The following is a 14,428-nucleotide window of genomic DNA, read 5'->3' on the forward strand; positions in this document are numbered from 1 at the left end:
CGGGGCGGGAACGCGGATCGGGTCGTTCCGGCCCGGAACGTCTCGACAGCGCCGGAGGAACGACCGCGGGAACGACCGGCCGCTCCGGCCCGGGACCGGAGGGGTGAGCCGACCGTCTCACGACCGCCCGCGTCTACCCGGGAGGACGACTCAGTCGTCCTCCTCCGATTTCGGTCGGTCCGCGTCCGGAGCTCCGCCGTCCGAGTCTGAGTCCGAGTCAGACGACATCGCGTCCTCCAGTTTCCGGAAGTCGGTGACCTCCTTCAGGTCACCCATGGTGACCTCCCGGGGGTCCGTGAGTTCCTGTTCGTCCTCCTCGTCGTCGGCGGCGATGCCGCTCGTGAGGATGCTCCGGACGCCCTCGTCGATGGTCATGTCGATGTCGTGGACGTTCTCGGCCGGGACGTACGTGAGAAAGCCGCCGGTCACGGGGTTCGGCGCGAGCGGGATGAACACCGACACCATCTTCTCGTGGCCCGTCGCGTCCTCGATGGTGGGCGGCGAGTCGCTGGTCTCGAACGCCAGCGTGTACATGTCGTCGTTGAGACACTCGACCAGTTTGATGGACTTGAAGTTCTGCGCGCCCTCGTCGTCGAGCATCACGTCGCCCATCCGCCGGGCGCTCTTGTACACCGTCCCGATGCCGGGGACGGTCGCGATAGCCAGGTCGAACAGTCCGATGAGGCGCTGGCCGTACCGGTGCCGTCCGACCAGACCGGCGAGAACGATGATACCGAGCAGGACGAGGACGGCGATGAGTTCGGTGATTATCCCGACGATGTCGGAGTAGATGCCGGCCTCGATGAGCAGCGCGATGAACCCGTTCTGTTCGACGGTCGTCAACAGCCCCAACCACTGGAGCAACGCGATGAACGGCTGGAGCGCGTCGATGACGAACCCGATAGCAACGTCGAGGACGTACAGCGTCACGACTATCGGGACGATGACGGCGACCCCCGTCATCATCACGTCGAGCGGCCCGACCGTCGACTGGTCCCCGTCCGCTGATTCGGAGGTGCCCGACCCCGAACCGAAAGAACCCACCATTGTACCGGGTGCACGCACAGGAGGCCGATAGGCCTTGTGACCGAAACGGTGGATTCGGCCGCCAATCCCACCCAACAGACAGCATTTGCTCCGTACGTCGAACGGATGGACGAAATCCGAGAACCGGTCAGTAGATGAGCGAGTCGTCGTTCTCGACCATGTACAGCGTCCGCGCGGCGATGTTGACGGCGTGGTCGCCGACCCGTTCGAGGTCGCGGATCGTGAGGAGCAACCGCGAGACGTCCTGGAGGAGGTACTCGATGTCGTGGTCGGTGTCCGTCGGTTCGCTCTGGATGAGTTCCCGGACGACCGCCGCGCTCGCGTCGTCACACATCGCGTCCACTTCGTCGTCCGCCTCGGCAACGGCGTGACACGCCTCGCCGTCCTCCGCGGCGTACGCCTCCATCGCGTCGCCCAGCATCACGAGGGTCCGTTCGCCGATTCGGAGCACGTCCACGTCGGGGAACACGTCGCGTTCGGCCTCGAGCGCGTACTCCCCGAGATTGGTCGCAAGGTCGCCGATGCGTTCGAGGTCGGTGATGATCTTGAACGAGGCGGCGACGAATCGGAGGTCACCCGCGACCGGTTGCTGGAGTGCGACCAGGTCGACGCACTCCTGTTCGAGTTCGAGGTACAGTTCGTTGACCTCCGCGTCCCCCTCGATGACGTTCCGGGCCGTCTCCTCGTCCTTCAGTTCGAGCGCGTCCATCCCCATCCGCAGACGGTCCGCGACCAGTTCGCTCATGTAGAGCACGTCCTCGCGGAGTTGGTCGAGGCGGTCCTGATACTGTTCCCTGGGCATGTTCACTCGTCTTCCCGGACGGAGGGTAAGCCTTGTCCCGGGGCGCGCCCGGTCGGTGCGGGAGACGACCCGTACCCACCAGTACGTACCTCACGGGAGACCCGTCGCGTCCGTGGATTCATGCCGGTCGCGCCCCACTACTCACCGGTATGAACCGGCGCTCGGTGCTCGGCGTCGCGGCGGGGGTGCTCTGGGGCGTCGCGGGCTGTAGCGCGCTCGGCGAACGCGGCGGAGCGGGCGAGGCTCGGACCGTCAACCCAGCCCTCCGAGGGACGCCCACCCCGACGCCCACGCCGACGGCAACCCCGACGCCGTACGTCGGGCCGGACGCCGAACGGCTCGACCGCCCGCGCGACGTGGTGCTCACGAACCAGCGGCACGACGGCGCCCGCGCGGCCGTGACGATACGCGACGGGGAGACGACCGTGCTCGACCGGGTCACGCGGGTCCCGGCCGCCGGCGAGGTGAGGCTGTCCGACGTACTCGTCGGGACGGGGACGTACGAGGTGAGCGTGCGGACGGCCGACGGTCGGCAAGGGACGTTCGAGTGGATGGTCGACCCCGACGCCGGCGACCTCGGGGTCGACCTCGACGTGAGCGTGACGCCGCGCGACCGGTACCGCGGCGACGCCGCGACGGAACTCGTGGAGAGCGACACGGCAGCGCTCGTCGGCGGCGACGGGCGGAACGTCCACCCGCTCGTCGTCGACAACGGCGGCCGGGCGCGACTGGTCGAATTCGCGACCACTAGCGGCGAGGATTCCTCGCCCCGGTTCGCCGGCCTCCGAGTCCGCGCCCCGGCACGGTCGCGCGTGACGCTCCCGCTGGCCGTCAGGACGAGGGAGGTGGACGTCTCCGCGCGCGTCGACGGCGTGGAACGCCGTCACGAGTGGCGACCGGTCGCCGACGGCGCGCTGTACTTCGACGCCTCCGTCCCGGAGTTCCTCTGTGACCTGCTCTGGCGCGACCTCCGGGTGCACAACCGGACGGGGTACCTCCGGCTCGTCACGGTTCGGGTGGCCGGAGACGAGGCCGAGCAGGTCGACGCGGAGTTCCGCCTCGGTCGGGGCGAGTGGGCGGTGCGGCCGGCGGTCGTCCCCCGGCGAGCAGCTACGAGATACGGGTGGAGAGCGGCGAGCGCTCGGGGCGGTACGACTGGGCGGTGTGCCCGCCCGCCGGGCCGGTCGTCGTGACGATCGACACGATGGGCATCGGCGTGGGCGTCACGCCGATTCGCCCCGCGAGGGAAGGGGCGGGACGCGACTCGGCTACCGAGACCACCGGGACTCCCGGACGGACCGGAACGACTCGAACTCGAACTACCCGAACTTCCCGGTGATGTAGTCCTCGACCCGCTGTGACTGCGGGTTCTCGAATATCTGCTCGGTGTCGCCGTACTCGACGAGTTCGCCCCCCGTGAGGAAGACGGCGGTCTGGTCGGAGATGCGCGCCGCCTGCTGCATGTTGTGCGTGACGACGACGACCGTGTACTCCTCCGAGAGGTCCTCGATGAGGTCCTCGATCTTCGCGGTGGCGATGGGGTCGAGCGCGCTCGCGGGCTCGTCCATCAGGAGGACCTCGGGGTCGGTGGCGAGCGCCCGCGCGATGCAGAGCCGCTGCTGTTGTCCGCCCGAGAGGCCGAGCGCGTTGTCGTCGAGTCTGTCCGAGACCTCGTCCCACAGCGCCGCCTGCCGCAGCGAGCGCTCGACGAGTTCCTCCTCCTCCTCGGCGTCGTCGCGGCCGGTGAGCCGTGCGAGAAGCCCCCGCTGGATGTCCCCGTGCTTGCGCGGGCCGTACGAGATGTTGTCGCGGATGGACTTCGGGAACGGGTTCGGCGACTGGAACACCATACCGACCCGCTTGCGGAGTTCGACGAGGTTGACGCCGTCGCGGTAGATGTCCTCCCCGTCGAACACGACCGAGCCGTCGACGCGCGCGCTCTTGATGCGGTCGTTCATCCGGTTGAGACACCGGAGGAACGTCGACTTCCCGCACCCGCTCGGGCCGATGAGCGCGGTCACGCTGTTCTCGGGAACCTCGATGGAGATGTCCTTCAGCGCGTGGTCGTCGCCGTAGTGGACGTTGAGGTCCTCGGTCGCGAACTTCGCCGGCCCGTCGAACTCGTAGTCGATCCACTGTTCGCGGATCCGCTCCTCGCTCTCGCCGTCGACCTGCGCGGTCTGCGGGTCGGAGGAGCCGTCGGAGTGGCCGGTCGAGTCGGTGGTCGTCGAGTCCATGGTCTGTTCGTCCTGGAGCGGATCGGTCTCGTTCATTGATTGAGCCTCCGTCTGAAGTAGATTCTGGATGCGATTCCGACGGCGTAGAAGCCGATGACGACGAGCAGGAGGACCAGCGCCGTCCCCCACGCGAACGACTCGCGCTGGCCGACGCCCGCCGTGATGATGGCGTACAGCTGGTACGGCAACGCGCTGGCCGGCTGTACCAGCGCCGGGTTCGTCACGAACGGCGGCGAGGCCGTGAACTGGAACGACTGGAGCACCTTCGCGCCGACGCTCGGGAACGGGTCACCCACCATCACCAGCAGGATGGGAGCCGTCTCGCCGGCGATTCGGCCCACGCCGAGGATGACGCCGGTGACGACGCCCGGCATCGCCGCCGGCAGGACGACGCTCCGTATGGTCTCCCACTTGCCGACGCCGAGCGCCGCGCTCGCGTCCCGGTACTCGTCCGGGACGCTCTTGAGCGACTCGCGGCTGGTGATGACCACCAGCGGGAGCATCATGACGCCGAGGACGAGCATCCCCGACAGGAGCGAGGTGGTGTTCCCCAGGCGCGGAACGAGGAAGGCCAGCCCGAAGAGGCCGTAGACGATGCTCGGGGTGCTCCACAGACCGTTCGTGGATATCTCGACCAGTTGGGTGAACCGCCCCTGCTCGGCGTACTCCGTGAGGAAGACGGCCGCTCCGACGCCGAGCGGAACGGAGAAGGCGACCGCGCCGGCGACCACCCACACCGTGCCGACGATGGCCGGCGCGATGCCGTTTATCTCGTTCGTGAGTGCGACGCCCTCCATCGTGAACGGCCAGTGGAACCAGACGAGCGGCGTGCTGAAGACGACGTACTCCTCGATCGGCGGGAGGTAGAACCAGAACCGGGGCACCCAGAACAGTCCGAACTTGATGCCGCGCGTCATCGGGTCGAACCCCCGGCTTGCGACGTAGCCGACCAGGAGGAGGAGGAGTGCGAGCATCGCGACGGCGTTGACGCCCACGAGGAGGTACGCCCCGGCCTGTCGGCCCTGCGTGCCGAACCCGTTCCGCGCGCGGGCTCCGACCCACGCGACGGCCAGCCCGGAGACCACCGCGAGGAAGGGGACGGCGATGTCGGCCGGGTACGTCGCGGAGTTCTCGATGGGCTGCCACGTCCAGCCGGGCGCGATGACGCCCCCGGAGACCAGAAGCCCGACCGCCAGGGCGAACGCGCCGACCGGAACCGTCACGCCCACGTCCTCGGAGGGGAGGACGGTCGCCGCGGCGACGGCGGCGGCGACGGCGAGCGCCGCGAGCGGCCACGCGGTGTCGAGACCGAACATCTGCGAGGCGACCAGCCCCCCGACGGCGAACCCGACCACGCCGAACCCGAGTCCGGTCGGGAGACCGACGTTGTCGTCCGGGTGCGAGTCGACCACCCCGGCACGCGACGCGGCGCCGAGTCCGAGGGTGACGACCCCGAGTGCGACCAGAGCGAGGCCGACGAGCCGGTACAGCGGCGTCCCTGCCACGGGCGTCTCGAGACCGACGACGCCGAAGACGACGAGGACGCCGACCAGTCCGACGAGAAGCGCTCCCCCGCGACGAACTCCCCCGCACGCCGGAGCGTCGAAGAGCGGTCGGACGTCACCAGCCGCCGGTCGGTCGACGTGTCGAGGCTCATCAGACCTCACCCCCGAGTTTCTCGCGCATGTGCGCCTCGATGAACTGCGAGCCGACACTCAGGAACAGGACGGTGACGAACAGCACGACACCCGCGGCGAACAGCGCGCTCATCTGGAGCCCGCTCGCGATACCGTACTGGCTGGCGATGAGGCTCGTGAGCGTCTCGGTTCCGCCCCAGACGTCGTAGAACGGTTCGGGAAACGCCTGCTGGTGCGGGAGGATGACCGTGGCGGCCATCGTCTCGCCGACGGCGCGACCTACGCCGAGGAGGATGGCGGCCGAGACGCCCGAGAACGACGCCGGGAGCGTGACGCTCTTGATGGTCTGCCAGTCGGTCGCACCGAGCGCCAGCGCCCCGTCCTTCATCGGGCCGGGGACGCTCGAGATGGCGTCCTCGGCGACCGACACCACCGTCGGGAGCGCCATGACGCCGATGACGAGACCCGCCACGAACAGGCTGCCGTAGCCCGTCAGCGAGAGTTCGTTGTAGAAGTAGTCGGTCACCACCATCCACCCGAGGAACCCGTAGACGATGGAGGGGATGCCCGCGAGCGTCTCGACGGCGGGCTTGATTATCTCGCGCGCCCACCCGGGCGCGATCTCGCTGATGAACAGCGCCCCCGCGACGCCGAGTGGAGCCGCGACGACCATGGCGATGAGCGTGGTCAGGAACGTCCCCCAGAGCATGGGCGCGAGCGAGTAGACGTCCGCGGACCGACTCCACATCGGGCTCTGCGTCCGCAACAGGATGTCGAGACCCATGTGTCCGAACGCCGGGGCCGACCGCACGAACAGGTACACCGTGATGAGTCCGAGCACGACCACCGTCGACCCCGTCATCAGGAACATGAGCACCTGCGCCGTGCTCTCCTGGCGCGCGTACCAGCCGTAGCCAACCACCGCGAGGAACGCGAGGATCGGGTAGACGGTGAACGCGGGTGCGACGAGGAACGCGACCAGGGCCGCGACGAGCGTCGCGCCGGCGGCAGCGCCGATGAGTTTGACCCCCGGGTCGAGGTTCTCGAACCGGGTTGCGATCGACGTCTCGGCCGTCGCCATCAGTTACCCCCCGGGGCGGGGAGCTTCGAGAGCTGGTTCTCCTGTCTGTCGTCCGAGAGCGTCGAGTAGCCCGTGGGCGCGACGAAGTTCTGCTGTCCGTAGTCCGAGAGTATCATCCGGAGGAAGGCGGCCTCCATCTTCGAGGTGTCCTGCCACGTGTACATGTGGAGGTCGCGCGCGAGCGGATACCCGCTCTCTCCCAAGTTCCGCCCTGGCTCGTACTCCTTCCCGTCGACCACGAGCGTGACGGCGGGCGTGGTGTCCTTCACGAACGCCAGCGCCATGTACGCGACGGCGTTGTCCGACTGTTGAACCAGCGTGGCCACCTGCTGGTTCTGTCCCTTCCGGACGTCCACGCCCGGCATCTCCGCGTTCGGGTCGCCGAGGAGGTTCGCCCGGAAGGCGGTGTCGGTGCCCGACCCGACTGCGCGGCCGATGGCCTGTATCTGTTTGTCCTCGCCGGAGTAGCTCTCGATCTCCGACCAGTTCTCGATCTCACCTCTGTAGATAGCGCGGACCTGGTCGGCCGTCAGCGACGTGACGCCCCCGTCGTACACCTCCTGACTCACGACGATGGGCTGGGCGTCGACGCCCACCACGTGATTCACGAAGTTGTCAAGGACGTCTTGGCTCGCGTCGGTGAGTTCGGCCGCGACCGGAGCGCTGGAGTTGCCGATGTCGAGCTGTTCGTTCCGGAGTTTCTCCAGACCGGTCCCGCTGTGACTCAGGCCGACGCTGACCCTGAACGGGGGACTCCCCTCCGACCCGGCGTCGAAGCCGTACTGGCTCGCCCAGTAGTCCGCGAGCGCCTGGTCCGTGTCGATACCGTACTCGCTCGGTCCCCAGTACTCTTCGTCGTCCGCGGGTGGATTCGAGTTCCAGTAGGAACTCGCTCTGTTCGCGATCGGGTACACGGTGGACGAACCACCCGCCTTCAACAGTTCGGTCCCGCCCGACCCGCCGCCACCGGAGTCGTCCTCGGCGTCACCGTTCACGTCGGGGGGCGTCGCGCTCGTGCTGATACACCCCGCGAGAGACGAGACGACGCCGGCGCCGCCGGCCAGAACGGCGCGCCGAGGAACCGGGCTACCTGGCATCGAGCGACGGTTGTCCATGTCCGAGTAAGTACCCTACTATTATTCCTATATAGATAAACGTACTCCGAGAGAGGGAGCATCGAGGGCCGAGCGGCGCGTCAGTGCGTCGACACCGCCGACGGGGGGAGCGTCTATATCGTCCGAGCGGCCGCGGTCAGGCGTCCGTGTCCGGGAGTTTGCCGAGCTCTTCCTCCCGACGTTCGTCGGTGAGGGCGACGTAGTTGCTCGACGTCACGAACTTCTCCTGTCCGTAGTCGGAGAGTATCATCCGGATGAACGCCGCCTCCTTCTTCGACGTCCCCCCCCACGTGTACGCGTGGAGGTCCCGCGACAGCGGGTACTCCTTCGCACCGAGGTTCTCCCCGTACCTGTAGGTGGTACCCTCTATCTCGAGCGCTACGGGGGGAACCGTCTCCTCGTCGACGAACGCCAGCGCCATGTACGCGACGGCGTTGTTCGACTTCTCGACCAGCGTCTTGACCTGCTGGTTCTCCCCCTTGCGGACGTCCACGCCCGGTATCTTCGCGTTCGGGTCGCCGAACACGTTGAGACGGAAGGCGGTGTCGGTGCCCGAGCCCTCGGCGCGCCCGATGGCCTGTATCTGTTTGTCCTCGCCGGAGTAGCTCTCGATCTCCGACCAGTTCTCGACCTCGCCCGTGTAGATCTTCCGGAGTTGGTCGATCGTGAGCTTCGTGACGCCCGCGTCGTACACCTCCCGGCTCACGACGATGGGCTGGGCGTCGACGCCCACCACGTGGTTCGTGAACGGCTCCAGTTCCGACTCGCTCGCGTCGGGGAACTCCGCGGACACGGGCGCGCTGGAGTCGCCGATGTCGACCTGTTCGTTCCGGAGTTTCTCCAGTCCGACGCCGCTGTGGCTCAGCCCGATGCTCGTCTTGAACGGCGGCGCCCCCTCCGTCGCCTCGAAGCCGTAGAGGCCCGCCCAGTAGTCCGCGAGCGCCTCGTCCGTCTCGATGTCGTACTGGTCCGGCCCCCAGTACTCCGCGTCGTCCGCCGGCGGGTTCGAGTTCCAGTACGACCCCGCGAGACTGGTTATCGGGTAGACCGTGGACGAGCCGTCCGCGGTGAGAGGGCCCGTCGCGTCCGACTCGCTCGCGGCCGCGGACTGGGCCGACGCTTCGCTCGCTCCCGTCGTCTCGGCGGCGGCTGCCGTCGCCTCACCCCCGCTCGTCTCGGTGGTCGAGCCTCCCGAGCCGCCCACACAGCCCGCGAGTCCCGCCGCACCCGTCGTGCCCGTGGCGACAATGAACTTGCGACGCGATACTCCGTCCGCGACCGAATTCGACGGTTCGTTCGCCATCACGTGGACGGTGTGCAGAGTCGTCTATGTACCCTGCTATGAGCCCCATATAGACCGGTGTTCGCGTATCGTTCACACGAGTCAAGTACGTCGGCTCCCCACTACTACAGTCGTCTCGGTGGCGCAGCCCGGGGATTTCGTCTACCCCGTTCCGGTACTCGTTCCGTGCGACCGAAAATTGAGCCGCCAGAGCGCGACCGAATCCGGAGGGAAGTCGCCACACTCGACGTTGCTATATACTTATGAGCAGTTTTATAGGGAACTATGCCCGAACCAGAGGCATGGTCGAGACCCGGAAGGTGCAGGTGACGGGGGGTTCCACGTACACCGTCTCCATCCCGAAGGAGTGGGCGACGGAGAACGGCGTGAGCGCCGGCAGCACGGTCGAGTTCTACCCCGAGGGCGACTCGCTGTTCCTCACGCCGAAGTCGGAGGAGGAGCGCACGGAGGGGACGCTCGACATCGGGGACCTGGAGGGCGAGGAACTCACGCGCGCGGTGATGACGATGTACGTCTCCGGGTTCGACATCATCGCGCTGGAGTCGGGCCGTATCACCAACGACCAGCGCCGCACGCTCCGGGACGCCGTCCAGAGCCTCGTCGGACTCGAGGTACTGGAGGAGACGCGCGACCGGGTGGTCATCCGGGACCTGCTCGACTCCTCGGAGCTGTCCATCCACAACGCGGTCACCCGGATGCGGCTCATCGCGCTGTCGATGCTGGAGGACGCGGTGGCGGCGCTCGCGGAGGGGGACGACGACATGGCGCGCGACGTCGTCCAGCGCGACGACGACGTCGACCGCCTGTACATGGTGGTCTCGCGCATCTTCCGGGCCACGCTCCGCACGCCGAAGGCGGCCGAGGAACTGGGGGTCGGACGGGAGACGTGTTTCGACTACCACGCCAGCGCCCGCCAGCTAGAGCGCATCGGCGACCACGCCACGAAGATCGCCCACCTGACGCTCGAACTCGGCGTCGACGGGGACGACGAGGCGCTCCCCGAGGAACTCGTCGACGCCATCGCGGACCTCCGCTCGAGCGCCGCCGACGTGGTCGACCGCGCGATGGACGCCCTGTTCGCCGAGGAGACCGACGAGGCGGCCCGGCTGGCGAACGAGGCGCGCGCGTCGGTCCGCGACATCGACGCGCGCGCCCGCGGCATCGACGAACTCCTCCGCGACCTCGACCCCGCACGCGCGCAACTGCTCGGACTCATCGTCGACTCGCTGTCCCGTTCGGCCGACTACGGGGGGAACATCGCCGAGACGGCCCTCCAGAAGGCGACGCCGACCCCGTAGGGTCCTACCCTCGTCCGCCGACTGCCTCCTCGTCGCTCACTCCCGCGTCTCGTACCCGGTCAGCCCGTCGAGCACCGCCTCCAGCCCCGCGAGTTCCTCGCGCAGTTCCGCGACGCCCGGCTTCCCGACCCGGTCGGGGTCGGCGTGGACGCGCACCGCCTGCTCTCCGAGCGGGACGAACCCGGTCCCCAGTCGGTCGGCCGTGGCGCGGAGACCGAGACCGACGTCCGCGTCGCCGGCGAGTACGCGCCGGGCGGGCGACTCGTGTGCGCGCACCGACCGGGAGAAGCCGTCGACGGCCTCGACCAGCGAGCGCCGGTCCGTCCCCCGCTCCTCCGCGAGCGCCGCGACGGCGTTCCCGAGGCTGGTGCGCAGTCCCGAGTTGGTGTCGCGGTTCACGAACCGCAGGTCGCGGTCGACCAGGTCCGCGAGCCCCGTCACCTCATCGGGGTTCCCCCGCGGAACGAGCAACCCCCACTCGCGCGTCCACCCGCCGAGGTCGGTCGCCTCCACTTCGCGCTCTGACGGTCCCGCGCTCACGGCCACGTCGGGGACGCCGTCGCGCAGTCGGCGCAGTCCCTCCCGGCTCCCGAGCGCGAGGTAGCGCGGTCGCGTGAGCCGGTCGAGCAGGCGCGAGAGCGCCGGGTCGTCCTCGCCGACGCCGAACAGCGTCGGCGCGCGCACGTCCGGGGAGAACAACTGCACCTCGACCGCCTCCCCCTCCGCGAGGTACTCCGTGTCCGGGTCGACCACGACGACGCCGTCCGCCTCGACGAGACTCGTCGTCGCGCCCGACCCCTTGTCGACGGGGTAGACGAGCGTGTTCCCCTCGCCGTTCTCGACCAGACCGACGGGCATCAGCCGCATCCGCCCCTCGCTGTAGCGCTCGCGGACGGCCATCCGCCCCTCGACCGTCGCGGTCCGGGGTTCGGGCTTGCCCGCGGCGCGCCGGACCGCCGGCGCGACGAACGTCCGGAAGATGGTGAGCGCCGAGACCGGGTAGCCGGGGAGGCCGACGTACGCCGACTCGCCCACCCGGCCCACGAGCATCGGCTTGCCGGGCTTGACCGCGACGCCGTGGAGCAGGAGGTCCCCCCGCTCCTCGATGACGCGGTAGATGACGTCCACCGCCGACGCGGAGGTGGACCCGGACGAGAGCACGAGGTCGCACTCCTCGCTGGCCTCGACGAGCAGGTCGCCCATCGCGTCGTAGTCGTCGCCCGCGTGGGGGTAGAGGCGCGCCTCGCCGCCCGCCTCCTCGACGCCGGCGGCGACGGTGTAGCTGTTCACGTCGTAGATCTGCCCGCGCTCGCTGTGCAACTCGTCGCCCGGCCGGACCAGTTCGTCGCCCGTCGAGACGATTCCCACCACCGGTCTCCCGCGGACGGGTACCGCCTCCCGACCGAGCGCCGACAGCAGCCCGATCTCCCGCGGCGTGAGTTCCGTGCCCGGGCCGAGCGCGCGCGCGCCGGCGGCGATGTCCGCGCCCGCGAACATCACGTTGTCGCCGGGCGCGACCGACGTCCGAATCTCGATGCCGTCGTCGGACTCCGTGGTTTCCTCCACCATCACCACCGCGTCCGCGCCGTCGGGCATCACCGCCCCCGTCGATATCTCCGCGCACGCCCCCGCCTCGACGGTCACGCTCGGCTCCTCGCCCGCGTGCACCTCGCCCGCGAGCGCGAGCGTCGTCGGCGACGCCTCGCCCGCCTCGAACGTGTCTCGCGCGCGGACCGCGTAGCCGTCCATCGAGGCGCGGTCGAACCCCGGCACGTCGAGGTCCGCGTCGACCCGTTCGGCGAGGACGCGCCCGCGCGCCTCGTCGAGCGGCACCGTCTCCGGGTCGGGCGTCAGGTCGAGCGAGTCGATGGCGGCGTGCGCCTCCTCGGGCGGCGCGAGGTCGCGGAACTCCTTTCGACTCACGGCCACGCCTCCCACAGTTCCACGTCGACGGTCTCGCCGGCGTCGAACCCCTCCCGCGACTCGGGGACGACCGCCCAGCCGTCCGCCAGCGCCACCGACGAGAGCACGCCCGACCCGGAGGCGCGCGTCGGCGTCGCCTCGGCCCCGTCGTCGCCGTCTTCGAGCACGACGCGGGCGAACGTCCGGACCCCGGGCTCGCTCGTCACCTTCCGCGTCAGCGTCGCCCGCCGCGTCGGGAGCGGGTCCGCGGGGAGCCGACCCAGCCGCTTCAGGACGGGCCGGAGGAACTGGACGGCGTTGACGATACACGCCACCGGGTAGCCGGGGAGCATCACCACCGGCGTCTCCTCGACGACGCCCAGCGCGACCGGGTGGCCCGGCTTGAGGGCGACGCCGTGGACGAGCACCTCGCCGAGGTCCGCCACCACGTCCGGGACGAGGTCCCGCTCGCCGACCGACGACCCGCCGGTGGTGACGACGGCGTCGTGGTCGAGGTCCCGCTCGACCGCGGCGCGCAGGGCGTCCTCGTCGTCGGTGACGACGTCGCGGTACGTCGCGTCCGCGCCCCAGCGCTCGGCCAGCCGCGAGACGGTCAGCCCGTTCGTCTCGATTATCTCTCCCGGGTCGGGGTCCGCCTGCACGAGTTCCTCGCCGGTCGGAACCACGGAGACGCGCGGGCGCTCGGCGACCGTCGCCTCGGTGAACCCGACTGACTTCAGCAGGCCGAGGTCCGAGGGGCGAAGGCGGTGTGGCGGTTCGAACAGCGTCTGGCCGTCGGCGACGTCCTCGCCGGTCTCGCCCACGTTCTCCCCCTCCGCGACGGCGTCGACCACCTCGAGTTCGGTCCCGACCGTCTCCGCGTGTTCCACCATGACGACGGCGTCCGCGCCGGGCGGGAGCGCGCTCCCGGTGTGGACGCGGACCGCCTCCTCCGGTCCCACCTCCTCGTCGGCGGTGAACAGCACGCTCGGCGACCGGGTCGACGCGCCGAACGTGTCCGCGGCGCGGACGGCCCAGCCGTCCATCGCCGCGCGGTCGTACCCCGGGACGGGCGCCGGCGCGGTCACCTCGCCCGCGACGGCCCGTCCGTCCGCCTCTGCGAGCGGCACCCGTTCTGTCCGGTCGTGGGGCGCGACGGCCCCGAGCAAGCGCTCGCGGGCCGCGGCGATCCGGGTCCGCCGTTTGAACCCGGCCTCCGTGCGGTCGTGACTCATACGCGCGGGTTGGCCCTCCCGGGGGAAAAGTGGCGTCGTCCGTCGGGCGGCGCGGGCGCGACGGCGACGCGACTCGCGAGCGGGGAGAGGGAAACGCTCCGCGACGCTCCGGAGGCGGGACTCAGTCGAACAGGTCGCGGACGTAGCCCACCGCGCCGCGCACGAGCGCCACCGGCCGGACCGGCGCGAATACCTCCTCGGGGTCGTCCGGTGGGATGGTCGCGAGCGAGACGGACGTGTCCGGGGGGTCGGGGGAGATGGTGGACGAGCGGTCGTCGCCGGTGAGGCGCTTCGTCGACATGGACGAACTCACTCGCTACGGGTACAAGAATCTGTGGGAGACACACACACGCACGAGTCGGCGCGCCACCGCGGGGTTTTTCGACCGCCCGCCCGTACACAGGTACATGACGAACCTGCGCGACGCCCTCCGGGATCTTCCGGAGGCGGTGTTCGCGGACGTGCTGGAGAGCGACGGCGCGTACCTCCTGGTCGTCGACCTGCCGGGCGCGTCCTCCGGGACGACCGACGTCGCCTTCGAGGGGGGACGGCTCCGCATCGAGGCCCGCCGGGAGAAGGACACGCCACGCGAGTTCCAGTACGTCCGCGAGGACCGCCCGCTGTTCCTCGACGCGGACCTCCCGCTCCCACCCGACGCCACCGACGAGGGCGCGGAGGCGTCGATGAACCGCGGCGTCCTCGAGGTTCGCCTCCCCAAGCGGACGGCCGCTCCCGAGCGGACCATCCCGGTCTCGGACGACGAGTAACACG

The 14,428-nt window shown here is 69.7% G+C and carries 14 protein-coding genes; 4 read left to right on the forward strand and 10 right to left on the reverse strand.

The genetic code is table 11. The annotated features are described in order from the left end of the window. Window positions 1-150 precede the first annotated feature (150 nt). Window positions 151-1,047, reverse strand: coding sequence for a DUF502 domain-containing protein (locus AC6RUA_RS05855; protein WP_499814996.1), 897 nt, complete (start codon window positions 1,045-1,047; stop codon window positions 151-153). Window positions 1,048-1,174: 127 nt separating this feature from the next. Continuing rightward, window positions 1,175-1,849 carry a phosphate signaling complex protein PhoU gene (gene phoU, locus AC6RUA_RS05860; RefSeq protein ID WP_499814997.1) on the reverse strand — a complete coding sequence of 225 codons (675 nt, stop codon included), beginning with the start codon at window positions 1,847-1,849 and terminating at the stop codon, window positions 1,175-1,177. 149 nt (window positions 1,850-1,998) lie between these two features. On the opposite strand from phoU, the gene AC6RUA_RS05865 reads away from it, so the two are divergent. Beyond that, a complete protein-coding gene (locus tag AC6RUA_RS05865) occupies window positions 1,999-3,042 on the forward strand; it encodes an Ig-like domain-containing protein (protein WP_499814998.1) in 1,044 nt (347 codons plus the stop codon). Then, window positions 2,973-3,188, forward strand: coding sequence for a hypothetical protein (locus AC6RUA_RS05870; RefSeq protein ID WP_499814999.1), 216 nt, complete (start codon window positions 2,973-2,975; stop codon window positions 3,186-3,188). The genes AC6RUA_RS05865 and AC6RUA_RS05870 overlap by 70 nt, the downstream gene beginning before the upstream one ends. Here AC6RUA_RS05870 and pstB read toward each other — a convergent pair. From pstB to AC6RUA_RS05895, 5 genes are all read right to left on the reverse strand, one after another. Next, window positions 3,169-4,122, reverse strand: coding sequence for a phosphate ABC transporter ATP-binding protein PstB (gene pstB, locus AC6RUA_RS05875; RefSeq protein WP_499815000.1), 954 nt, complete (start codon window positions 4,120-4,122; stop codon window positions 3,169-3,171). The two genes, AC6RUA_RS05870 and pstB, sit on opposite strands and share 20 nt — an antisense overlap. Beyond that, window positions 4,119-5,753 carry a phosphate ABC transporter permease PstA gene (gene pstA / locus AC6RUA_RS05880; RefSeq protein ID WP_499815001.1) on the reverse strand — a complete coding sequence of 545 codons (1,635 nt, stop codon included), beginning with the start codon at window positions 5,751-5,753 and terminating at the stop codon, window positions 4,119-4,121. Before pstA ends, pstB begins: the two co-directional genes overlap by 4 nt. After that, window positions 5,743-6,804 carry a phosphate ABC transporter permease subunit PstC gene (gene pstC, locus AC6RUA_RS05885; RefSeq protein WP_499815002.1) on the reverse strand — a complete coding sequence of 354 codons (1,062 nt, stop codon included), beginning with the start codon at window positions 6,802-6,804 and terminating at the stop codon, window positions 5,743-5,745. The genes pstA and pstC overlap by 11 nt, the downstream gene beginning before the upstream one ends. Then, window positions 6,804-7,901, reverse strand: coding sequence for a PstS family phosphate ABC transporter substrate-binding protein (locus tag AC6RUA_RS05890; RefSeq protein ID WP_499815003.1), 1,098 nt, complete (start codon window positions 7,899-7,901; stop codon window positions 6,804-6,806). Before AC6RUA_RS05890 ends, pstC begins: the two co-directional genes overlap by 1 nt. Window positions 7,902-8,055: 154 nt before the next feature. Next, the gene (locus tag AC6RUA_RS05895; RefSeq protein WP_499815004.1) at window positions 8,056-9,222 is read right to left on the reverse strand and encodes a PstS family phosphate ABC transporter substrate-binding protein; all 1,167 of its coding nucleotides are present in this window, start codon (window positions 9,220-9,222) and stop codon (window positions 8,056-8,058) included. Between the two features lie 281 nt (window positions 9,223-9,503). Here AC6RUA_RS05895 and AC6RUA_RS05900 point away from each other — a divergent pair, with 281 nt between their 5' ends. Further along, entirely contained in the window at window positions 9,504-10,520 is a 1,017-nt protein-coding gene (locus AC6RUA_RS05900) for a PhoU domain-containing protein (protein ID WP_499815005.1), read from the forward strand. Window positions 10,521-10,556: 36 nt separating this feature from the next. Here the strand turns inward: AC6RUA_RS05900 and AC6RUA_RS05905 are convergent, their stop codons facing one another. The 3 genes from AC6RUA_RS05905 to AC6RUA_RS05915 form a co-directional block, all read right to left on the reverse strand. After that, window positions 10,557-12,449 carry a molybdopterin biosynthesis protein gene (locus AC6RUA_RS05905; RefSeq protein ID WP_499815407.1) on the reverse strand — a complete coding sequence of 631 codons (1,893 nt, stop codon included), beginning with the start codon at window positions 12,447-12,449 and terminating at the stop codon, window positions 10,557-10,559. Beyond that, the gene (locus AC6RUA_RS05910) at window positions 12,440-13,657 is read right to left on the reverse strand and encodes a molybdopterin molybdotransferase MoeA (protein ID WP_499815006.1); all 1,218 of its coding nucleotides are present in this window, start codon (window positions 13,655-13,657) and stop codon (window positions 12,440-12,442) included. Before AC6RUA_RS05910 ends, AC6RUA_RS05905 begins: the two co-directional genes overlap by 10 nt. Before the next feature lie 121 nt (window positions 13,658-13,778). Then, window positions 13,779-13,958, reverse strand: a complete 180-nt coding sequence (locus AC6RUA_RS05915) for a hypothetical protein (RefSeq protein ID WP_499815007.1) — start codon at window positions 13,956-13,958, stop codon at window positions 13,779-13,781. A 106-nt stretch (window positions 13,959-14,064) separates the two neighbouring features. On the opposite strand from AC6RUA_RS05915, the gene AC6RUA_RS05920 reads away from it, so the two are divergent. Next, complete coding sequence (locus tag AC6RUA_RS05920) at window positions 14,065-14,424, forward strand: Hsp20/alpha crystallin family protein (protein WP_499815008.1); 360 nt, start codon at window positions 14,065-14,067, stop codon at window positions 14,422-14,424. Window positions 14,425-14,428 lie beyond the last annotated feature (4 nt).

It is taken from the genome of Halorarum sp. SLYT50, assembly GCF_059821265.1.

Bases quoted from the DNA above. Each gene is read 5' to 3' on its own strand.
- AC6RUA_RS05855 (WP_499814996.1), bottom strand. From the start codon at position 1,047: ATGGTGGGTTCTTTCGGTTCGGGGTCGGGCACCTCCGAATCAGCGGAC.
- phoU (WP_499814997.1), bottom strand. From the start codon at position 1,849: ATGCCCAGGGAACAGTATCAGGACCGCCTCGACCAACTCCGCGAGGAC.
- AC6RUA_RS05865 (WP_499814998.1), top strand. From the start codon at position 1,999: ATGAACCGGCGCTCGGTGCTCGGCGTCGCGGCGGGGGTGCTCTGGGGC.
- pstB (WP_499815000.1), bottom strand. From the start codon at position 4,122: ATGAACGAGACCGATCCGCTCCAGGACGAACAGACCATGGACTCGACG.
- pstC (WP_499815002.1), bottom strand. From the start codon at position 6,804: ATGGCGACGGCCGAGACGTCGATCGCAACCCGGTTCGAGAACCTCGAC.
- AC6RUA_RS05890 (WP_499815003.1), bottom strand. From the start codon at position 7,901: ATGCCAGGTAGCCCGGTTCCTCGGCGCGCCGTTCTGGCCGGCGGCGCC.
- AC6RUA_RS05895 (WP_499815004.1), bottom strand. From the start codon at position 9,222: ATGGCGAACGAACCGTCGAATTCGGTCGCGGACGGAGTATCGCGTCGC.
- AC6RUA_RS05900 (WP_499815005.1), top strand. From the start codon at position 9,504: ATGGTCGAGACCCGGAAGGTGCAGGTGACGGGGGGTTCCACGTACACC.
- AC6RUA_RS05910 (WP_499815006.1), bottom strand. From the start codon at position 13,657: ATGAGTCACGACCGCACGGAGGCCGGGTTCAAACGGCGGACCCGGATC.
- AC6RUA_RS05915 (WP_499815007.1), bottom strand. From the start codon at position 13,958: ATGTCGACGAAGCGCCTCACCGGCGACGACCGCTCGTCCACCATCTCC.
- AC6RUA_RS05920 (WP_499815008.1), top strand. From the start codon at position 14,065: ATGACGAACCTGCGCGACGCCCTCCGGGATCTTCCGGAGGCGGTGTTC.